An 18,440-nucleotide genomic window follows, 5' to 3' on the forward strand; every position below is an offset into this window, starting at 1 on the left:
TTAAAACTATTATAAGTTATTTAAACGAAAATGTAGATAAAGAAATAACAGAAAAACTAATAAGTTATGTTGAAGATAGATTAGGTCATGACAAAAGATATGGAATAGATCCAACTAAGATAAAAGAAGAGCTTGGGTGGTATCCTGAAACTACTTTTGAAGTAGGGATAAAAAAGACAATACAATGGAATTTAGACAATAAAGAGTGGATGGATAATATCACGTCTGGTGAGTACCAGAATTATTATGATAATATGTACCAAAATAAATAGTGCCACCCACATGGCAAGTGGCATGTTGGGTATAACTAAAGTGGAAGCTACTGAAATTTATAGAGATATAATTTTGGTAGTTTTTCGTCGTTAAAATGCAGCTTCACGATAATATTTTAAGGATAAAAAAGTAGTGTAAAGGAAAAATTAATATGATATAATAAAATTAATAATGGGATACAGAATTACAAGGAAGTGAATAGTTTTGACAAAAAAACATGATTTTGATGCGGCATGGAAATCCATATTGGAAGCATTTGAAGTAGAAATAGTAGAATTGCTTTTCCCAGAGATATTCAATAAAATAGCTTGGGAGCTCGGAACAGAATCATTAGATAAAGCTTTGCAGGAAATACAAAAGGATATATTTGATAAAGATAGCGCTGAAAACATAATATCGGATAAGATAATAAAGGTGAGATTAAAAGACAAAGGAAGCAAGATATTATTTATTCATGTAGAGGTACAAAGCTATAGTAGTGGGCATGAAATTTTTGGAGAAAGAATGTTTAGATATTTTTATAGGATATGGGACAAATTTAGATATAAGAATAAGGATAGGTCAGAAATAGTAGCTGCAGCAATATATACTTATAAAGGTAATAGTGGAAAAGATAAAAGTTATGTATATAAACTACCAGAGTTAGAAAATGAAATATTAATATATAACTTTAAAACTATTGATGTAGAAAAAATAGAACTTGAAAATATTAGTGATGATAACCCAATTAAATTAGTTTTTAAAATGGCAAAAAGTTTATTAGAAACAGGTGCAAGAGATGAGGATATATATGAGGCAAAAATAAAACTATCAGATGAATTATCAACTTATAATAAAGTTAAAAATAATGATCAAATAAAAGCATTAGTAGATTTTTTAGGATATTTATTTTTAACAGAAGACATTGCGTTTGAAAAGAAATATGAAGAATATAAAAGGGAAAGAGGAGGTGCATTTAAATTGAGTATAGACGAAATTAGAAGATTGCACTACAAGGAAGAAGGTAGAGAAGAAGGCAGAGAAGAAGGCAGAGAAGAAGGTGTAGAAAAAGAAAGAAAACAACTAATATTGAAACAATATAGTAAAGGACTTTCTATAGAATACATTGCGGAGATAAATGATTTTGATGTTGAATATGTGAGGGATGTAGTAAAGAATGTCATCCACTAGCATCAGATGCTGATTAAGTATATGTAAATTTGGAATGTAGAGTTGGAAGGTTAGGGAAAAAAAATGGCGATAGCCACGGGATGGAACTACTGAAATTTATAGAAATATAATTTTGGTAGTTTTTTTTGTATTAAAAATCTTTATACTGGATTAGGTTAGTTATTGACGTGAAATGAATAGGCATATAATATAATAAACATTATAGTGTAAAAGTTATGGCGATTTGATAGCAAACAGAAACTTCTAGTTTATGTAACGACATCGGGGGAAGAGCAAATTTTTGCCAAATGAAATAGGCGAAAATGCGAAATACGCGAAAGCTAGGCGAGGATGGGACATCTGATGCGGATTAAGCAGATGTGAATTTGGACTGAAAAGTTGAGAAGTTGAGAAAAAATAGAAACAAAAAACTTGGCGATAGCCAGGGATGGGAACTACGAAATTTCTAAGGGGGCAAAACATGAAAGGTATTATCCTAGCTGGAGGTTCCGGCACAAGACTTTACCCAGTAATAAAAGCAGTATCAAAACAAATACTGCCAATATACGATAAACCAATGATATATTATCCACTATCCGTATTAATGCTTGCAGGTATAAAGGAGATATTAATAATTTCAACACCTAGAGATCTAGTTACATTTGAAGAGTTATTAGGTGATGGAAGTGATATAGGCCTTAAATTACAATATGCTATTCAAGAAGAACCAAGAGGACTTGCAGATGCATTTATTATCGGAGAAGAGTTTATAGAAAATGATAAGGTAGCTTTAGTACTTGGAGATAATATTTTCCATGGTTATGGGTTTACCCAAAGATTAAAAAGAGCATCAGAAAGAGAAGGAGCTACTATTTTTGGTTACCATGTAAGCAATTCAACTGAATTTGGTGTTGTTGAATTTGATGAAAATAATAATGTGGTATCTATAGAGGAAAAACCTTTAAAACCTAAATCAAATTATGCAGTTCCTGGTCCTTATTTTTATGATAACAATGTAATAGAAATAGCTAAAAATGTTAAGCCTTCAGCTAGAGGTGAAATAGAAATAACATCAGTAAATAACGAATATTTAAGAAGAGGCAAATTAAAGGTTGAGCTATTTGGCAGAGGAATGGCATGGCTTGATACAGGAACTCATAGAGGGTTACTAGATGCAGCTAACTTTGTTGAAGCAATACAAACTAGGCAAGGATTATATGTAGCTTGTATTGAAGAGATAGCTTATAAAACCGGTTTTATAAACAGAGAGCAACTTTTAAAATTAGCAGAACCTTTAATGAAATCAGAATATGGTAAGTACTTAACGACACTTCAGAAGGATAGCACCACTCTTCTATAAGGAGTGGGTACATACTATAATAAAAAAACTTCAGTAGGAAGTTAAAATTCCTTCTGAAGTCGTTAATACAGCACCGCAGGTGATGATTTGGCCCAGATTGCTGATGATTATAATAAAGCTAATTTAGAAGCGGCAGCTGTAATAGAATAATTAATGGAGGTGTTAGATTTGTTTAATTTTATGGAAACTAAAATAGACGGTGTTTATATAATTGAACCTAAGGTATTTGGAGACAATAGAGGATATTTTATGGAGACCTACAATAAAAATGATTTTTTTGAAGCTGGGCTTAAAATGGAATTTGTTCAAGATAATGAATCAAAGTCTAAAAAAGGAGTACTTAGAGGACTTCATTTTCAAACTAAACATACTCAAGGTAAATTAGTACGAGTTACAAAGGGATAAGTCTTTGATGTAGCAGTAGATTTAAGAAAAGGTTCATCTACTTTTGGAAAATGGGAGGGAGTAATCCTTACAGATGAAAATAAAAAGCAGTTTTATGTTCCAGAAGGATTTGCTCATGGGTTTTTAGTCATGTCAGATGAGGCTGTATTTAATTATAAATGCACCGACTACTATGCACCGAAATATGATAGTGGTGTATTATGGAATGATAAAGATATAGCTATAGAATGGCCACTAGATGGTATAGAGGAAATCTTATTATCAGACAAGGATAAAATACAAAAAGGACTAAAAGATTTAGAAATATCATTTGAATATAAGGGGAGTAAGTAAATATGAAAACTTATTTAGTAACAGGTGGAGCTGGGTTTATAGGCGCAAATTTCATTCATTACATGTTAAATAAATATTCAGATATAAAAATCATAAATCTAGACAAGTTAACTTATGCAGGAAATTTAGAGAATTTAAAAGATGTAGAAACTAATTCTAATTATACTTTTGCTTGCGGAGATATATGTGATAAAGAATTCGCAGAAAAACTATTCGTCGAGAACGATATTGATTATGTTGTGAATTTTGCAGCAGAATCACATGTAGATAGAAGTATAAAAGAGCCGGAAATATTTGTTAAAACAAATGTCTTAGGTACAGTAAATATTTTAAATGTTGCTAAAAATTCCTGGGAAATACCCGGTGGGTTTAAAGAAGGCAAAAAGTTTATGCAAGTATCCACTGATGAAGTATACGGGTCACTTGGGGATACAGGATTTTTTCTTGAAACTACACCACTTGATCCACACAGTCCTTACTCTTCAAGTAAAACTGGTGCAGATCTAATGGTAAAAGCTTATTATGATACGTATAAAATGCCTGTAAATACCACTAGGTGCTCAAACAATTATGGACCATACCAATTCCCAGAAAAATTAATACCACTACTAATAAACAACTGCTTAAATCATAAGAATCTACCAGTATACGGTGATGGAATGAACATAAGAGATTGGTTATATGTAGAAGACCATTGCAAAGCAATAGACATGGTTATTAACGGTGGCAGATTAGGTGAAGTTTATAATATAGGTGGACACAATGAGAGAGCTAATATACAAATAGTTAAAACTATTATAAGTTATTTAAACGAAAATGTAGATAAAGAAATAACAGAAAAACTAATAAGTTATGTTGAAGATAGATTAGGTCATGATAAGAGATATGGAATAGATCAATCTAAGATAAAAGATGAATTAGGTTGGTATCCAGAAACTACTTTTGAAGTAGGAATAAAAAAGACAATAAAATGGAATCTAGATAATAAAGAGTGGATGGATAATATCACGTCTGGTGAGTACCAGAATTATTATGACAATATGTACCAAAATAAATAGTGCCACCAACATGGCAAGTGGCATGTTGGGTATAACTAAAGTGGAAGCTACTGAAATTTATAGAGATATAATTTTGGTGGTTTTTCGTCGTTAAAATGCATCTTCACGATATTAATAGAATATTCATTGTAATGTTCAGGTAAATAGTGCATAAGGTAAGAAAAGAGGATATAATATAATGAGAATGATTTAAAGTGAGGTGTTAATATGAACACGCAGCCAACTACGTTTGAAGTAACTTTACCAGAGGAACTTATTCCTTTTTTAAATAAACTTTCTGGTGATTCTATAGACCAAAAGGTTAGGGTAGCTTTTGCACTAAATTTATTTACTAATAAAACAGTAACATTAGAAAAATCAGCAGAACTTTCTGGGTTAACACTTTTAGAATTTATGGATGTACTTGAAAAACAAGGCATTCCCTGGGGAGAATATACTGATGAGCATAAAAAACAGGATGACTTGGTTATAAAAAAGATGTTAAAGGAGATAGGACAGTAGATGATTGTAAAAAAATTAAACACTGTAATGTGTAATTCAAGTCCTATTATTGGTTTATCTGGAATAGGAAGATTAGATTTGCTTTGGATTATTTTTGAAGAAGTACTTATTCCAGAAGCAGTTTATAATGAAGTTGTTAAAAGTCAAAATAATAAAAGAATAGGGACAGAAGAATTATATGATGCTATTGAAAAAGGGCAGATTAAAATATATCATGTAAAAGATGAATTATTTATAAATAGATTTATGGGGAAATTGCATAGAGGTGAATTAGAAGTAATAGCAGGTGCTAAAGAGCTAAAGCTAGATTATTTATTAATTGATGAAAGATCAGCAAGAAGTTTAGCAGAGGCTTTAATGTTAGAACCTACAGGACTTTTGGGCATTTTGAAATTTGCTAAATTATCAGGTGTAATTGGAGCGTTAAAACCATATTTAGATGGGTTAATAGAAAACAATTATAGAATCTCTAAAAAACTATATAATGGTATTTTGTTAGATGTGGGAGAAATATAACAATTGTAACTACTGAAATTTATAGAAGTATATATTTTCAGTAGTTTTTTTGTCGTTAAAGTTTATGCTTCATAATATCAAATTAATATTAAAAAGGCAAAAGACGTAAAGGGGAAGTTTATATGATAGTGGAGTATTATGGAATGATAAAGATATAGCTATAGAATGGCAGCTAGATGGCATAGATGAAATTTTATTATCAGACAAGGATAAAATTCAAAATGGACTAAAAGATTTAGAAATATCATTTGAATATAAGGGGAGTAAGTAAATATGAAAACTTATTTAGTAACAGGTGGAGCTGGGTTTGTAAGATATTAGATAGAGATGTTGCTATGTCAAGCTTAAATGGTATGATTGGTAGTAAAAATGGAACATATAAAGTGGAACCTAAGAATTATAATAATGCAGATGAATATTATGAAGACTGGTTAAAATCTCACAATGAACTTTTTGAGAATGATAAAGAATGTAACTATGAGAGGTCAGTTCATAGAATTCATAGACTTTTGCACAATTCATTCTTGAATAGTTATTTAAAAATGTTTTTAGTGAGGACGTTTCTGAGAAAAAACAGGTGATAATCTTTTGAAAGAAATTGGAATGAACTTTAAAAAATAGGACTCCTTATCTGTAAGAGTGGGAGCAGAACATAGGAAGAATGTAAGGAAATACTGCTTAAAGAAAAAAGACAATATTGTATAGCGCTTTTCGTAGTTGATGGTATTATTTTTGCTATACCCTTTAGAACTAATATAAATCATATTATTGGATTAGCAAGCTCAACCAAGGTCTCGCAACGATTCCTGGGGTATGTGAACGACTATGCGAAAGCTAGGCAAAGATGGAACTACTGAAATTTATAGAGATATAATTTTCAGTAGTTTTTTTGTGATAAAAGTCTTTGTACTGGATTATGCTAGTTATTTACGCGGAGCTAGGCAAAAATAAAATATTTGATATCAAGGTGAACCTCCAGTTCGCCAAAGTGTCACGGGGGGGGAGAACTTTACGTGAACAACAATGTGGAAGCTATGAGAAGATGGAACATCTGTTGCGGATTAAGAAGATATCAATTTAATATTTTAAAAGTAGTGTAGAATAAAATGTAATTTTCTGATAAAATAAGAATATAGGAAGGAATGATTATATGGAAAGATTAAAGCCTTTAAATGACTTCATATTTAAGAAGACCTTTGGTGAGGAAGAAACGAAGGATAATTTAATAGCACTACTTAATGCAATTCTAAGTAAAAAAGATAGAGATAAATTAGTGACACTGGAAATAGTTGAAAATAAAGAATTAACACCTGAATTGATCGGAGATAAGACAGGCATAATAGATGTTCGAGCTAAAACAGAAGATGGTACACAACTTGAGATAGAAGTACAGCTAACAAATCAGCACAATATGGATAAAAGAACAATGTGGTACTGGGGTGAAATGTTCTCAGAAGGAATAAAAAAGGGCGATGATTATAAGAATCTAACTAAGGTCATAACTATAAATATAGTAGACTTTGAATATATAAAAATACCTGATAAATTCCACACAACATTCCATCTATGGGAAGATGGAGTCAAAGACTACATGCTAACAGATGTTGTAGAGATTCATTTTATAGAGATGGAGAAATTTAGAAAGTTAGAAAATAAGAACTTAAAAGAAGATAAGCTTCAAAGGTGGTTATCTTTTTTTAGAGAAGATATAAGTAAAGAAGAATTAAAGGAGTTGATGGACATGGATGTTGATATTAGAAAAGCAGAAGAGAAAATAGAATATCTAAGTAGTGATCCAAAGACATTAGAACTTTACAAATCAAGAGAAAGATCACTTCATGAGAGGGCTAACATGATTAGTTCTGCTAAGGATGAAGGTGTAATAGAAGTTGCAACAAACCTATTAAAATTGGGAGTTAGTATAGATATAGTAATTAAGGCTACAGGCTTTTCTGAGGAAAAGGTCATACAAATAAAGAAAGAGTTAGAAAGTTAGGGAAAAGTGGCGATAGCCGCGTAATAAATAGTGCCACCCACATGGCAAGTGGCATGTTGGTGGCACTAAAGTGGAAGCTACTGAAATTTATAGAAATATAATTTTGGTAGTTTTTTTGTTGCATGGCAATATATACTTATAAATGTGATAGTGGAAAAGATAAAAGTTATGTATATAAATTACCAGAGTTAGAAAATGAAATATTAATATATAACTAATATAAAAGGGAAAGAGGAGGTGCATTTAAATTGAGTATAGACGAGATTAGAAGATTGCACTACAAGGAAGAAGGAAGAGAGGAAGGAAGAGAAGAGGGGATAAAACAACTTATATTGAAACAATACAGTAAGGGGCTTTCTATAGAATATATTGCGGAGATAAATGATTTTGATGTAGAATATGTGAGGGATGTAGTAAAGAATGTTTATTTTCATTAAAGAGTGTATTTTAACCTAATTATGGTATAAAATACACCTTTTGTTTTTGATTTGTTGTTACGGCGAGACCTTTTATAGTTGCATCAAGATCCATTCTGGCTATTGTATCGAGGCCAACAATTGCTGCAATTGAAAACCCGCCTTTTATTATAAAGTTTTATAGATATAGTTCGAAAAATATAACATAGTAATTTATTGCTTTTTATATACAACGCAACTAAGTGCAAAATTGTTTTAAATCAATTATAGGGGGATTTAATTTGAAAAAGAAAATTATAAGTTCATTTCTTGTTACTTTAATGATAACAGGATCATCATCATTTTCAGCTTTTGCTACAATGGCGAATGGTACGGTTTTAATTGGGAACAAATCCTTCGAATTAGCTTATGCTAACGATCTAGCAAATTCTACTGAAATTACTAATAAAATCATTGAGGGTGGAGCAATTTATGTTAAAGATTTTTCAGGAAATTGGATAGACAATACAACAGGAGAAATCGTAGATGCAAGTGTCATTCCTGGTGAAGATGAAGAATTGTCCAAAGGAGATAAATTTTATATTGAAGGAGTAACTCATCCTCAAAGCACAATAATAGATTTTAAGCTTGCTGATGTTAATGGTGATGGTGTTAAAGAAAATATTGTGGTAGCAGGATACCATGACCCTGATACTTATGATAATTACTTAAATTTAGTAATACAAGATTCATGTAACAAAAAGGTATTGAAAAATATAAAAATAAAAGGTGATGGTCTTAGAATAGAAAGCAGTGAATTATGTTTATCAGACTTTAATAATGATAAAATTCAGGACATAATGTTGATAGAGGGTTATGAGGGTAATCATAATCCATCTCCAGCTGAAATTTTTTCTTTTAAGGATAATGAATTATCAGTATTATTAAATGTACAAGATGAACCTGTTACACTTAATAATGAAGATTTTACATTTACGCATGTCAATAAAGATTCAATAATGTATTTAGGCTTTTATAATAAAGCATCAGGTGAAAATTTTTGTATAAAAAATTATGATCAGTCTGAATATAGCGAGGATTATGAGGCAGGAAAAGTTTATTTAGGAGATTATCATATTTCATTAAATGATAAAAATCCTCAAACAATAACAGTTTCTACAATAATTAGAAGTGAAGCAGGAGCAATGGCTGGAATAGGAAGTATAGAATGTACGTATGGTTTTAACAACGAAAACAATGAATGGAAGATTTTAGATATGAAAGCGAATGATAACGAATCATATTAAACGTTATATTGGGCGGGAAGTAATCAACGTACAGTTGTTATAGTAATTTATTGCTTTTTATATACAACGCAACTAAGTGCAAAATTGTTTTAAAGCAATTATAGGGGGATTTAATTTGAAAAAGAAAATTATAAGTTCATTTCTTGTTACTTTAATGATAACAGGATCATCATCATTTTCAGCTTTTGCTACAATGGCAAATGGTACGGTTTTAATTGGGAACAAATCGTTTGAATTAGCTTACGCTAACGATCCAGCAAATTCTACGGAAATTACTAATAAAATCATTGAGGGTGGAGCAATTTATGTTAAAGATTTTTCAGGAAATTGGATAGACAATACAACAGGGAAAATCGTAGATGCAAGTGTTATTCCTGGTGAAGAAATCACTAGCGGAACTACAACGGACTTAGATATAATAAAAGCCAAAAGTCTTTATAAATTAACTATGAAAGATAATACTGGACTAAATTATTCAGTAAACATTTTTAGTGATGATAACCAGATTGAACAAGCATCATTTGACCCTATTGAAGATTGGGCGGGTGTTTGGGCCGGTGCAAGTGAAGGAGACCAATTAAGTAGAGGTCACTATAAAATAGCTGTGTCGAAAGATGGAGAGACTAAACCCAAAATATGTGATGTTAATGAGAATGAAGAACAAATATTAAATTTGAATCCTAATAGAAAATTAATTACAGTTCATAAAAATATACAAGCGGGGCAGTCAGATTTTTTATTAATGGGCACCCCAGGTGGATCGAATTTTTCGGATATGAAGATCTATTATATAAAGGATGGAATACTTAAATTATCAAGTTTTATAGATAATAGAGAAATTACAAATTCTGTTCTTACGTATAATTTTAATTAGCAAGGCGAAGATGGAACATCTGATGCGGATTAAGTGTGAAGAAGTTATTGATAATAATGGGAACTGGGTGGAACCTTAAGGAAAAGCGCTAATATTACAATATGACAAGAAATATAGCCGGTAAATCATTTTAAGCTATTTGCTGTTTTTCTCTTTTATATGATAATATGTCGAATAAACTGTTATTATGGGAGGAACAAATTAATATGGAAAAAAAGAGACTGAATTGGATTGATATGGCGAAAGGATTTGCAATGATTTTGGTTATGTTTGGGCATGCGCCTATTTTGCTGCCTATTCAGGCAGAGGTATACACATTTCATGTACCGTTATTTTTCTTTATGTCAGGATATTTATTTTCAAATGTAAAATATAATAATTTCTCAGCATTTTTTCAAAAGAGGATTATAACTATAGGTATACCTTATTTTTGTTTTTCTTTTATTGAGTATATCTATTTTTTTGTATTCAATAATAAACAAAACGTTAGTCCTTTAAAATCATTTATTGGAACGCTTTTACCATTAAGATATAACAATGGTACTCTGCATAATGGAACACTGTGGTTTATAGCTTGTTTGTTTATGTGTGAGATGATATTTTTCTTAATAGTTAAATGGACTAAAAATGATAAAAGAAAGATTATCACATGTTTAGTAGTTAGCGCAATTATTGGAGGTATCTACAACACGTATATTGGAAAGCCATTACCTTGGAGCTTCGATGTATCATTTATCGCTGTAGTATTTTATGGTATAGGTTATTTAATAAAAGGGATGGAAAACAAGGTGAGTAAACTTGTGAGTATAAAATACTTAGTTGTATTTTTAATTATTAATGTAATTATAGGACATTTGAATGTTCGTTATATAAATGCTCGCGTGGATATGTCTTCTATTAAATATGGTAATTACCTCTTATTCTTTGGGTCAGCTATTAGTGGAATTATGGCATCGTTAATTTTTTGCAGATTATTACCAAAATCAAAATTATTAATATATATAGGTAAAAACAGTATAATATTTTTTGCGTTTCATCAAATGATATTATATCCAATCATCGATAAATTAATAACACATATTAGTTTTTTAGCTAGTGAGAAATCATACATAGTCACATTAAATGGCATAATACATGTTGGCGTAACTTTGATAGTTATGATCCCAATAATTTATGTAATTAATAATTATATGCCATTCATATTAGGTAAAAGATTTTCAAAGAAAGGTGCTAATTGAATTATGCTTGTTATTTACGCGAAATGAATTGAAAAAAATCCGGTAATCATAATATTTTTATGATTTACCGGATTTTTTTTGTATTATAAGTGGACTTTTGAATTACATTACTGTTATTTAAGCTACTTTAATTGTATTTGTATCAGTAGTAACTATTTTAGCATCTTTCTTACCAGTTAAGTCACCACTAGTTGATAGAAAAATGTTTTTTGCAATAACTAAATCCATAAGAGAATTTACCTCAGCCTCTGTTATAGTAGGACCCTTATCATCAGCTTTAATGTCATCTACACTTAACGTAAAATACTTTCCCTCAATAGTAGTTAAAAATCTCATAACTAATTTATTCATATAATTTTTCCTCCTTTAATTTGTTTAATTTTGGTTTTCTAGATTTTAAGCTTCTTTATTTAAACGTCCTTTTCTGTAACTAAACTATACTGATCTTGTCTATCTATCCCAACCAATGGATAAGTTTTGATCTTAGAGATAGCTTGTCCTACTGCAAAAATGTCAGCATCCACTGCATTAACTTTTACATTACCCAGGCTTTTTGTTGCAAATTCATCCTTGCCATTGACGTCTATGCCTGTTTTCATTGTAAGTTTTAAAACACTTGATACCTTTGTTGATATAACTGCCATGTTTAATCACTCCTTTTATTTTGTTTTCACTTAATATATATGATGTTTGTCTTATTTGTGCGGAGTTTTAAAAAATATATATCTACATAATTGCCTTTAATTTTTCTAGAGCTTTTTTCTTAATCCTTGAATATTGATAATAACTTTTATCAGAAGTAGCTGCTATCTCTGTAAGAGAGTGTCCCATAATATAAAATCTCTCTAATATATAACGTTCAAAAGGCTCAAGGGTATTAAGGGCAACATATAATTTTTCAACCTCAGCATATGCGATTACCTCATCCTCTAAGGTAAATTCATAATGCTCCTGGGCATCAAAATCTATCATATTACTATTTGGGACTTCGCGAAAATGTTTTATTTCTCCTTTTAAAAGAGCTTTAAGGTTCATCTTTATAGCATTAATGCAATACCCGTTAAAGCTGTTGCTGCCTAGTTTATATAAGGCTATAGCTTTTATTACTGACAAATACCCGTGTTGAATTAGGTCTTCAGTGGTATAGCCTGGAATATGATATTTTGATGATTCTTTGAATATAAGGTATTTGAACTTTCCAATTATAAGTTCTGTAGCTTCGCTGTCACCGTTTTTAGCCTTTTCAACTAGTTTTTCCATAATTAAAGCACCACCTTCTAATTTTTTATTTAAGGTTTACTAAATAGAATAATTTATTGAGTTATCCCAAGTAATTGTTTTTCTAAAAGATCAAAATCATATGTTCTCTGTTCGTAGTCACAAAAGCTACCACTTTTCACAGAGTGCGATCCACTATTAATGCTGCTACTACTCTTATTACTATTCCATTTTTTCTGATAGGTAACAACCTCCTTAGCAGTTTTTATGCCTTCACTTATCCAGCTATTGATAACTTTAGAGATATATTTGATGTTTTTTGCATTATAATTAACGGCCTCTGTTATAGCCATAATTATGACTTCATCACTTACGTGTTTTGTAAAATCTAATATTTTTTCATACACTAGTGGTGTGATAGCATGTATATTTTCTTCGAATATTTTAATTACACTTTTTATACCGACCGCCGTAGCAGCAGTTTTTTCTGCTTTAGGTACTTCTACCTCTTCTACTTCTTCTTTATTTATTATTCTTTGCTCTTTATTTATTACTTCTTCTTCTTTACTTCTTATTCTATTACTTGGCATATGCTTGGTAGCCCCTATCAAGGGGGTATCAAGGGGCTTAATAAATGATTCATCAGCTGTATCCATAACAATTATATTATTACTTTGGTCCGCTGAATGATCTTGCTTTATAGGACTTAGATCATTTATATCAACTGGTATAACGTTTACAAAGAGTCCTTTGAAAATATTATTTACATCTAAGCCGGCAGCTTCATATTTTTTATATAATATTTTAAGTAATACTTTACTTTTGATTTTCTGTGCTTCTTTTTTTATACATGCGAGGACATTGGAATTATTTGGAACATTGTATTTAATCCAATTTAATACCATAATTTCATTCGTGTCCGCGCTGTATAAAATCTTTTTATAATCACAAAATTTTTTAAGCAGTTCAGCCACAAGCACTTTGTCACATCCTGTTTCTAGTGAAATAAACCTAGGGGAGAGTTCGTATATCCCGCACTGCGTAGATTTTGCATTCGTTAGAAGATATAGATAAAAAAGTTTTTCCTGTGAATCTAGTTCAAGCACAAAAGTATCACTCCAAAATTCAGTATAAATCTGTCTATATTTAGCCATTATTTATTCCTCCATTCAATTAATTATTGTCATTTTTTTATTGTTAAAATTACTTATGATTTTATCAGTTGGAGGGAATATATATTCCACGCTTACACCAAAAGCATTTGCTATTGATCTCCTACTTGAATGATTTGGATAACTTTTACCCTTTTCCCAGAGCCAATAATTTTTATTAGTTGTAAAACATTTTAGTCCGGCTTGTCTTTGCCCCCATCCTTTTATTACTCTTAAAACTTCCATCTTTTTATACCAAGTAAGGTTATTAAATGTTTCTGATATCATTATTGCACCCCCTATAATTGTATAACGACGTTTATTAACTTCTTTAATTTAATATATCACAGAATAAAATACATGTAAAACCATAAAGACGTCATTTAACGACGAATACCCCTGTAAGTAGTTATTATCCATTATTTACATTTATTTACTATGTTTATCTTCAATTTATTGACATATTAACGTCATTGACGTATAATTGCTTCATAATCTTATTGGTGGAGGAGTATTTATGGTTTTATCTAAAAAAGAAGTTGGTTTATTAATAAACAAAGCGCGTAAGCACAAATCCAAAATAATTGGTGGGAAATATACTCAAAGCATGTTAGCAATGGATTTAGAACTTTCGAGAGGATATATTGGTGATATTGAGAATGGTAGAATTTACCCTAACTATGTTCTTTTAAATAAAATTGCAGAAAAGTGTGAAGTTCCTTTAGGCTTTTTTGTAGATGAGGAGAAATCAGATATAGATATTACTAAAACTGAGGATGAAGAAATAATTAAAAGTTCTTTAGCAGATAAATCCACATCAGACTTTGCTGAGATAACGGATGTAAAAGAGGCTATGGATATTATTCTCTCGCAATCAGGACTTATGTTAAATGGAGAGATGTTATCAAAGGAAAGCAAAATAGCTTTAGCAAACGCTATACAAATGGGAATTGCTTATGCAGAAAAAATGCAAAATGAAGAAAACAAATAATACTTTTATTTAGGGGGAGCTAATGAATGTTATTAAAGATACTGTTTCATCTCTTTTTATAATCTATGGTACTTTAAATCCGTTTGAACTATGTGAACATCTCAACATAAAAATTATAATAAGTAATCTCGGGAATGAAATAAAAGGATTTTTTCAGAGAACACATGGATATGAAATGATTCACATAAATTCTGGGATTGAAGACCATGAAATGAAATATGTTTGTGCTCATGAACTTGGTCATGCAATTCTTCATAGCGATATGTCTATAAGTTACCTTATTGAAAATCCATTGCAAGTTAAAAACAAATTTGAAATTCAGGCAGATAAATTTGCTGCTGAAATTCTAATCAATTATGAGATTAAAGATCAAGGATATGGACAGCTAGATATTGAGCAAATTAGTTCCTTAATTCGTGTTCCTACAAAATTAATAAAATATAAATTAAATATATAGAAAAAATAGGAGATATTTATACTACGTAAGATTGGTTTAATGAATTTATTACCCCACAAAATATTGTTAATAATATTATCGTGGGGTATAATAATATTGTAGGAGGTGAGTTAGTTACTTTGAGTTTATTAAAAGATATTATTTTAGAGGAATCTCAGAGAAATTTCTTAATGCAAGATGAATATAAAACTAAGATAAATGAGCTTCCTAAAGGAAAAATGTGTATAAAGAAAGTAGGTAAAAACGAGTATTATTACTTGAAATATAGAGATGGAAAAAAAACAGTTACTGATTATGTTGGTAAAGATGAAAAGAAAATTGATGAAGTAGAAAAGCAGATTAAAAAGAGGAAACATTTTGAAAAGATGCTTGAAGAGTTAAAGATAGAAAATATATTAATACAGAAAGTTATAGGAGGATGTGTATGATTATATACCATGGTAGCGATATGGTAGTTGATAGACCAGCTTTATTAGCATCAAAGCGCACATTAGATTTTGGAACGGGTTTTTATACAACTACAAGTAAAAATCAAGCAATAAGCTTTTCACAAAAGGTGATGCTTAGAAATGGAAGTCAAAATAAGTCAGTTAGTATGTATGAAATTAATTTTGAAAAGATAAAAAATACACTTGAAGTACTAAGCTTTAATGATCCTAATGGGGAGTGGCTGGATTTTGTTTTTTCTAATAGGCAGGGAATTTATAACGGAAAGCAGTATGATGTGGTAATTGGAGCAGTTGCGGATGATACTATATATAGGGTTTTCAGTTTATATGAGGCGGGACTCTTAGATAGAGAAGAAACTCTAAAGAGATTGAAAATTCGAAAATTTTATGATCAAGTTAATTTTTGTACAGAAAAGGCATTGACCTGTCTGCATTATATTGGTCAGTTAGATCTTGATACAGAGGAGGATATATGATGAGTGAAGTGAAGGAATTTCAAACTATTTTACAGGTAATTGTATCTCGCCTAGTACAAATGATTGCAAAAGAGATGATTATATCTGATAAAGATGCCTTAAACAATCTTTATTCATCAAAACTATATGAAAAGCTAGAGCAACAGGAGACGAAGGTTTGGCATTTAAGTGTTCCTACGCTTTATAATATTTATATTGAAGAAATAAAAACAGGGAAAATTGTTTTTCCTGAGGAGGCGTGAGAATGGAAGATAAATTAGATTTTTTAGTGTATTGTATAGAAAATTATAAAAATGCCAAAAGTCTAAAGGGTAAGGAAGCTTTAGACCTCTTTAATAGTTACCGTGTTTTTGAGTATATTAATGCGAGTTATGAAGCCTTACATACCACTGGAAGAGAATATATTATAGAGGATATTAGCATTTATATTAATGCAAGACAAAAGGTTGTCCATTAGCAACAAGCAAACAGATTTTGCTTCGATGCATCCATTTAATGGAACATGCGAAGCTAGGCAGAAATGGAACATTTGATGCGAATTTAGTGGGAAAGAAGTTAGGGTGAAAAGTTGAATACTAATAGAAAAATAGAAACAAAAAAGCTTGGCGATAGCCATCTTAGAAAACTACTAAACTGCATGTTGATGCATTTTGGTAGTTTTTGTTTATTAAAAAGTCATTTGGATATAATTTAAACAAATAATTATATAGTTACTGTTTAATGACAAATCATGTACACTTACAAATAAAAACTTTAAAAGGTGAGCGAGGAAAAGATAAAATATAAATTAAATATATAGAAAAAATAGGAATGCATTTATATAATCATATTCTTAGGCTTTAAAAAAATTCATTTTTAGGATAAAATGTGTTATTATGTAACTGTTAACAATATAAAATAGTAAATGCTATTTTTGTAAATTAATAATGCAATAGCTTTTATTGAATTTATATTTAAATGCATAAAAAATATAAGAATAGGGGTGATCTATTAATGAAAAAATTTAAAAGTATTATGATGATGGGATTTGTGTTATTGACAGTTACGATGTCAAAACCAGTAATGGCAATGGAACTAAGTAGTTTTACCGATGTCCCAAATTTCTCTGTGGTAATAGGAGACAGTATGTATACGTTAGAGTATGCAAATGATCTAAACAATGCAGGTTTAATTAATGATGCAGTAGTTAAAAATAAAGAGGATATTTTTATAAAAACAGATGATAGCGGTTGGATAAAAAATAGTAATAGTACACAAGTGAGTAAAGATTCTGTAAATATTTCGACTATTAAATATAATAATGGTCAAGAAATTGTAGCTTCAGTACCAGTAACCTCAAAAGTTACTAAAATTCAAGTTAATCCAACTATAACTAAGACTGGTACAAACACAGCTACCTTTACATACAAAGTATTAGATCAGAATGGATTAGATATTACTAAAACTATTCCAGCTTCAGAGATTTATGGAAGTGCATCTGTAGGCTCAACCATAGTTGTAGATCCAACAACAGGAATAGGTACAATAACATTTAATTCTTCTTTTGATATTAGTAAATCGATTGTTATTACATTAGTGAACAAAAATGGAGTAACTGGAACCTCTGCACCTTCAAAAATTGCTGGATTTTCTATTAATCCGATTACAACAAAGACTGGAATGTATACAGCTACTTTTAAATATAGCGTATTCAATTCAGCGAATGAGGATATAACTAAAACTGTTCCAGCTTCACAGTTAACTGTAACTTCATCTGATAAGTCAATTATAGTTTTAAACCCGTCAACAGCAACAGGTACAATAACATATAATTCTACTATCGATCTTAATAGCTCAATCAGTATTACATTAAAGGACTTATTAACTAGTATTACTGTAAGCTCAGTAATGGTAGCCCCTGTGGTTGAAACTAACGCTTCAAAAGTCAATAAAATTAGTGTGACTTCAAGAGTACTAGGAGTTATTGGAAATAAAGGTTATGCATCTTGTATTATATATGACCAATATGGGAATGACATTACAAATACATCACTTGGTAACAATGTAACATTCCAGAGTAATATTGGTCAAGTTCAAATTAAAAATGGTTTGCTTACAATAACAGTAAATTCGGGAATTGATTTAAGGCCGTTTAGCTCCGTTACAATAACCGGCTTTGACTCGATTAGTAAAGTTACAACAAGTGCTACATTAACTGTTGCTACCCAAGTTAAATCATAAATAGTAACTACAAAATGAATATAACAATATAGGCACTAGAAATAGTGTCTTTTTTAATGCAAAAAAATTAAGA

General features: G+C 30.3%; 24 protein-coding genes and 1 pseudogene. 20 read left to right on the plus strand and 5 right to left on the minus strand.

Annotation, left to right across the window (positions count from 1 at the left end):
- The 13 genes and pseudogenes from KPL54_RS23875 to KPL54_RS23940 all read left to right on the plus strand — a co-directional run.
- Window positions 1-272, plus strand: a 272-nt coding sequence (locus KPL54_RS23875) for a GDP-mannose 4,6-dehydratase (RefSeq protein WP_216109000.1), incomplete at its 5' end; no start/stop codon positions are given.
- A gap of 205 nt (window positions 273-477) precedes the next feature.
- The gene (locus KPL54_RS23880) at window positions 478-1,443 is read left to right on the plus strand and encodes an Rpn family recombination-promoting nuclease/putative transposase (RefSeq protein WP_216109001.1); all 966 of its coding nucleotides are present in this window, start codon (window positions 478-480) and stop codon (window positions 1,441-1,443) included.
- A 460-nt stretch (window positions 1,444-1,903) separates the two neighbouring features.
- Window positions 1,904-2,782, plus strand: coding sequence for a glucose-1-phosphate thymidylyltransferase RfbA (gene rfbA, locus KPL54_RS23885; RefSeq protein ID WP_216109002.1), 879 nt, complete (start codon window positions 1,904-1,906; stop codon window positions 2,780-2,782).
- Window positions 2,783-2,935: 153 nt separating this feature from the next.
- Window positions 2,936-3,520 (plus strand): annotated as a pseudogene (rfbC, locus tag KPL54_RS23890) (dTDP-4-dehydrorhamnose 3,5-epimerase).
- 2 nt (window positions 3,521-3,522) lie between these two features.
- Window positions 3,523-4,578, plus strand: coding sequence for a dTDP-glucose 4,6-dehydratase (gene rfbB / locus KPL54_RS23895; RefSeq protein ID WP_216109003.1), 1,056 nt, complete (start codon window positions 3,523-3,525; stop codon window positions 4,576-4,578).
- Between the two features lie 207 nt (window positions 4,579-4,785).
- Entirely contained in the window at window positions 4,786-5,079 is a 294-nt protein-coding gene (locus KPL54_RS23900) for a UPF0175 family protein (RefSeq protein WP_216109004.1), read from the plus strand.
- Window positions 5,080-5,595, plus strand: coding sequence for a DUF3368 domain-containing protein (locus KPL54_RS23905; RefSeq protein ID WP_216109005.1), 516 nt, complete (start codon window positions 5,080-5,082; stop codon window positions 5,593-5,595).
- A gap of 335 nt (window positions 5,596-5,930) precedes the next feature.
- On the plus strand, window positions 5,931-6,176 hold the full coding sequence (locus tag KPL54_RS23915) for a hypothetical protein (protein ID WP_216109006.1): 246 nt from the start codon (window positions 5,931-5,933) through the stop codon (window positions 6,174-6,176).
- Between the two features lie 569 nt (window positions 6,177-6,745).
- A complete protein-coding gene (locus tag KPL54_RS23920) occupies window positions 6,746-7,591 on the plus strand; it encodes an Rpn family recombination-promoting nuclease/putative transposase (protein WP_216109007.1) in 846 nt (281 codons plus the stop codon).
- 248 nt (window positions 7,592-7,839) lie between these two features.
- Window positions 7,840-8,028, plus strand: a complete 189-nt coding sequence (locus KPL54_RS23925) for a hypothetical protein (protein WP_216109008.1) — start codon at window positions 7,840-7,842, stop codon at window positions 8,026-8,028.
- A gap of 260 nt (window positions 8,029-8,288) precedes the next feature.
- On the plus strand, window positions 8,289-9,293 hold the full coding sequence (locus KPL54_RS23930; RefSeq protein ID WP_216109009.1) for a hypothetical protein: 1,005 nt from the start codon (window positions 8,289-8,291) through the stop codon (window positions 9,291-9,293).
- Between the two features lie 115 nt (window positions 9,294-9,408).
- Window positions 9,409-10,167, plus strand: coding sequence for a hypothetical protein (locus KPL54_RS23935; protein WP_216109010.1), 759 nt, complete (start codon window positions 9,409-9,411; stop codon window positions 10,165-10,167).
- A gap of 206 nt (window positions 10,168-10,373) precedes the next feature.
- Window positions 10,374-11,405, plus strand: a complete 1,032-nt coding sequence (locus tag KPL54_RS23940; protein ID WP_216109011.1) for an acyltransferase family protein — start codon at window positions 10,374-10,376, stop codon at window positions 11,403-11,405.
- Between the two features lie 117 nt (window positions 11,406-11,522).
- Here KPL54_RS23940 and KPL54_RS23945 read toward each other — a convergent pair whose 3' ends face one another.
- The 5 genes from KPL54_RS23945 to KPL54_RS23965 all read right to left on the minus strand — a co-directional run bounded on the left by KPL54_RS23945 (window position 11,523) and on the right by KPL54_RS23965 (window position 14,062).
- Window positions 11,523-11,756, minus strand: coding sequence for a DUF2922 domain-containing protein (locus tag KPL54_RS23945; RefSeq protein WP_216109012.1), 234 nt, complete (start codon window positions 11,754-11,756; stop codon window positions 11,523-11,525).
- Window positions 11,757-11,815: 59 nt separating this feature from the next.
- The gene (locus KPL54_RS23950) at window positions 11,816-12,049 is read right to left on the minus strand and encodes a DUF1659 domain-containing protein (RefSeq protein ID WP_216109013.1); all 234 of its coding nucleotides are present in this window, start codon (window positions 12,047-12,049) and stop codon (window positions 11,816-11,818) included.
- Window positions 12,050-12,131: 82 nt separating this feature from the next.
- The gene (locus KPL54_RS23955) at window positions 12,132-12,665 is read right to left on the minus strand and encodes a sigma-70 family RNA polymerase sigma factor (protein WP_216109014.1); all 534 of its coding nucleotides are present in this window, start codon (window positions 12,663-12,665) and stop codon (window positions 12,132-12,134) included.
- A 53-nt stretch (window positions 12,666-12,718) separates the two neighbouring features.
- A complete protein-coding gene (locus KPL54_RS23960; protein WP_216109015.1) occupies window positions 12,719-13,777 on the minus strand; it encodes a DnaD domain-containing protein in 1,059 nt (352 codons plus the stop codon).
- A 15-nt stretch (window positions 13,778-13,792) separates the two neighbouring features.
- Window positions 13,793-14,062: a helix-turn-helix transcriptional regulator gene (locus KPL54_RS23965; protein WP_071614221.1), complete on the minus strand. Its 270-nt coding sequence runs from the start codon at window positions 14,060-14,062 to the stop codon at window positions 13,793-13,795.
- A 229-nt stretch (window positions 14,063-14,291) separates the two neighbouring features.
- Between KPL54_RS23965 and KPL54_RS23970 the strand changes: the two genes are divergently transcribed.
- The 7 genes from KPL54_RS23970 to KPL54_RS24000 all read left to right on the plus strand — a co-directional run bounded on the left by KPL54_RS23970 (window position 14,292) and on the right by KPL54_RS24000 (window position 18,367).
- Window positions 14,292-14,765, plus strand: coding sequence for a helix-turn-helix domain-containing protein (locus tag KPL54_RS23970; RefSeq protein ID WP_216109016.1), 474 nt, complete (start codon window positions 14,292-14,294; stop codon window positions 14,763-14,765).
- 22 nt (window positions 14,766-14,787) lie between these two features.
- Window positions 14,788-15,222 (plus strand): ImmA/IrrE family metallo-endopeptidase, encoded by a 435-nt coding sequence (locus KPL54_RS23975; RefSeq protein ID WP_216109017.1) that lies wholly within the window; start codon window positions 14,788-14,790, stop codon window positions 15,220-15,222.
- A gap of 119 nt (window positions 15,223-15,341) precedes the next feature.
- Entirely contained in the window at window positions 15,342-15,650 is a 309-nt protein-coding gene (locus tag KPL54_RS23980) for a hypothetical protein (protein WP_216109018.1), read from the plus strand.
- On the plus strand, window positions 15,647-16,147 hold the full coding sequence (locus tag KPL54_RS23985; protein WP_216109019.1) for a DUF3990 domain-containing protein: 501 nt from the start codon (window positions 15,647-15,649) through the stop codon (window positions 16,145-16,147). Before KPL54_RS23980 ends, KPL54_RS23985 begins: the two co-directional genes overlap by 4 nt.
- On the plus strand, window positions 16,147-16,389 hold the full coding sequence (locus KPL54_RS23990; protein ID WP_216109020.1) for a hypothetical protein: 243 nt from the start codon (window positions 16,147-16,149) through the stop codon (window positions 16,387-16,389). Before KPL54_RS23985 ends, KPL54_RS23990 begins: the two co-directional genes overlap by 1 nt.
- A 2-nt stretch (window positions 16,390-16,391) precedes the next feature.
- Entirely contained in the window at window positions 16,392-16,604 is a 213-nt protein-coding gene (locus tag KPL54_RS23995; protein ID WP_216109021.1) for a DUF3791 domain-containing protein, read from the plus strand.
- A gap of 536 nt (window positions 16,605-17,140) precedes the next feature.
- A complete protein-coding gene (locus KPL54_RS24000; RefSeq protein ID WP_216109022.1) occupies window positions 17,141-18,367 on the plus strand; it encodes a hypothetical protein in 1,227 nt (408 codons plus the stop codon).
- Window positions 18,368-18,440 lie beyond the last annotated feature (73 nt).

The sequence above is a fragment of the Clostridium estertheticum genome (assembly GCF_018861295.1).
GTDB classification, from domain to species: domain Bacteria; phylum Bacillota; class Clostridia; order Clostridiales; family Clostridiaceae; genus Clostridium_AD; species Clostridium_AD estertheticum_D.

Bases quoted from the DNA above. Each gene is read 5' to 3' on its own strand.
- rfbA (WP_216109002.1), top strand. From the start codon at position 1,904: ATGAAAGGTATTATCCTAGCTGGAGGTTCCGGCACAAGACTTTACCCA.
- rfbB (WP_216109003.1), top strand. From the start codon at position 3,523: ATGAAAACTTATTTAGTAACAGGTGGAGCTGGGTTTATAGGCGCAAAT.
- KPL54_RS23900 (WP_216109004.1), top strand. From the start codon at position 4,786: ATGAACACGCAGCCAACTACGTTTGAAGTAACTTTACCAGAGGAACTT.
- KPL54_RS23905 (WP_216109005.1), top strand. From the start codon at position 5,080: ATGATTGTAAAAAAATTAAACACTGTAATGTGTAATTCAAGTCCTATT.
- KPL54_RS23915 (WP_216109006.1), top strand. From the start codon at position 5,931: ATGTCAAGCTTAAATGGTATGATTGGTAGTAAAAATGGAACATATAAA.
- KPL54_RS23920 (WP_216109007.1), top strand. From the start codon at position 6,746: ATGGAAAGATTAAAGCCTTTAAATGACTTCATATTTAAGAAGACCTTT.
- KPL54_RS23940 (WP_216109011.1), top strand. From the start codon at position 10,374: ATGGAAAAAAAGAGACTGAATTGGATTGATATGGCGAAAGGATTTGCA.
- KPL54_RS23945 (WP_216109012.1), bottom strand. From the start codon at position 11,756: ATGAATAAATTAGTTATGAGATTTTTAACTACTATTGAGGGAAAGTAT.
- KPL54_RS23950 (WP_216109013.1), bottom strand. From the start codon at position 12,049: ATGGCAGTTATATCAACAAAGGTATCAAGTGTTTTAAAACTTACAATG.
- KPL54_RS23955 (WP_216109014.1), bottom strand. From the start codon at position 12,665: ATGGAAAAACTAGTTGAAAAGGCTAAAAACGGTGACAGCGAAGCTACA.
- KPL54_RS23960 (WP_216109015.1), bottom strand. From the start codon at position 13,777: ATGGCTAAATATAGACAGATTTATACTGAATTTTGGAGTGATACTTTT.
- KPL54_RS23965 (WP_071614221.1), bottom strand. From the start codon at position 14,062: ATGATATCAGAAACATTTAATAACCTTACTTGGTATAAAAAGATGGAA.
- KPL54_RS23970 (WP_216109016.1), top strand. From the start codon at position 14,292: ATGGTTTTATCTAAAAAAGAAGTTGGTTTATTAATAAACAAAGCGCGT.
- KPL54_RS23975 (WP_216109017.1), top strand. From the start codon at position 14,788: ATGAATGTTATTAAAGATACTGTTTCATCTCTTTTTATAATCTATGGT.
- KPL54_RS23985 (WP_216109019.1), top strand. From the start codon at position 15,647: ATGATTATATACCATGGTAGCGATATGGTAGTTGATAGACCAGCTTTA.
- KPL54_RS23990 (WP_216109020.1), top strand. From the start codon at position 16,147: ATGAGTGAAGTGAAGGAATTTCAAACTATTTTACAGGTAATTGTATCT.
- KPL54_RS23995 (WP_216109021.1), top strand. From the start codon at position 16,392: ATGGAAGATAAATTAGATTTTTTAGTGTATTGTATAGAAAATTATAAA.
- KPL54_RS24000 (WP_216109022.1), top strand. From the start codon at position 17,141: ATGAAAAAATTTAAAAGTATTATGATGATGGGATTTGTGTTATTGACA.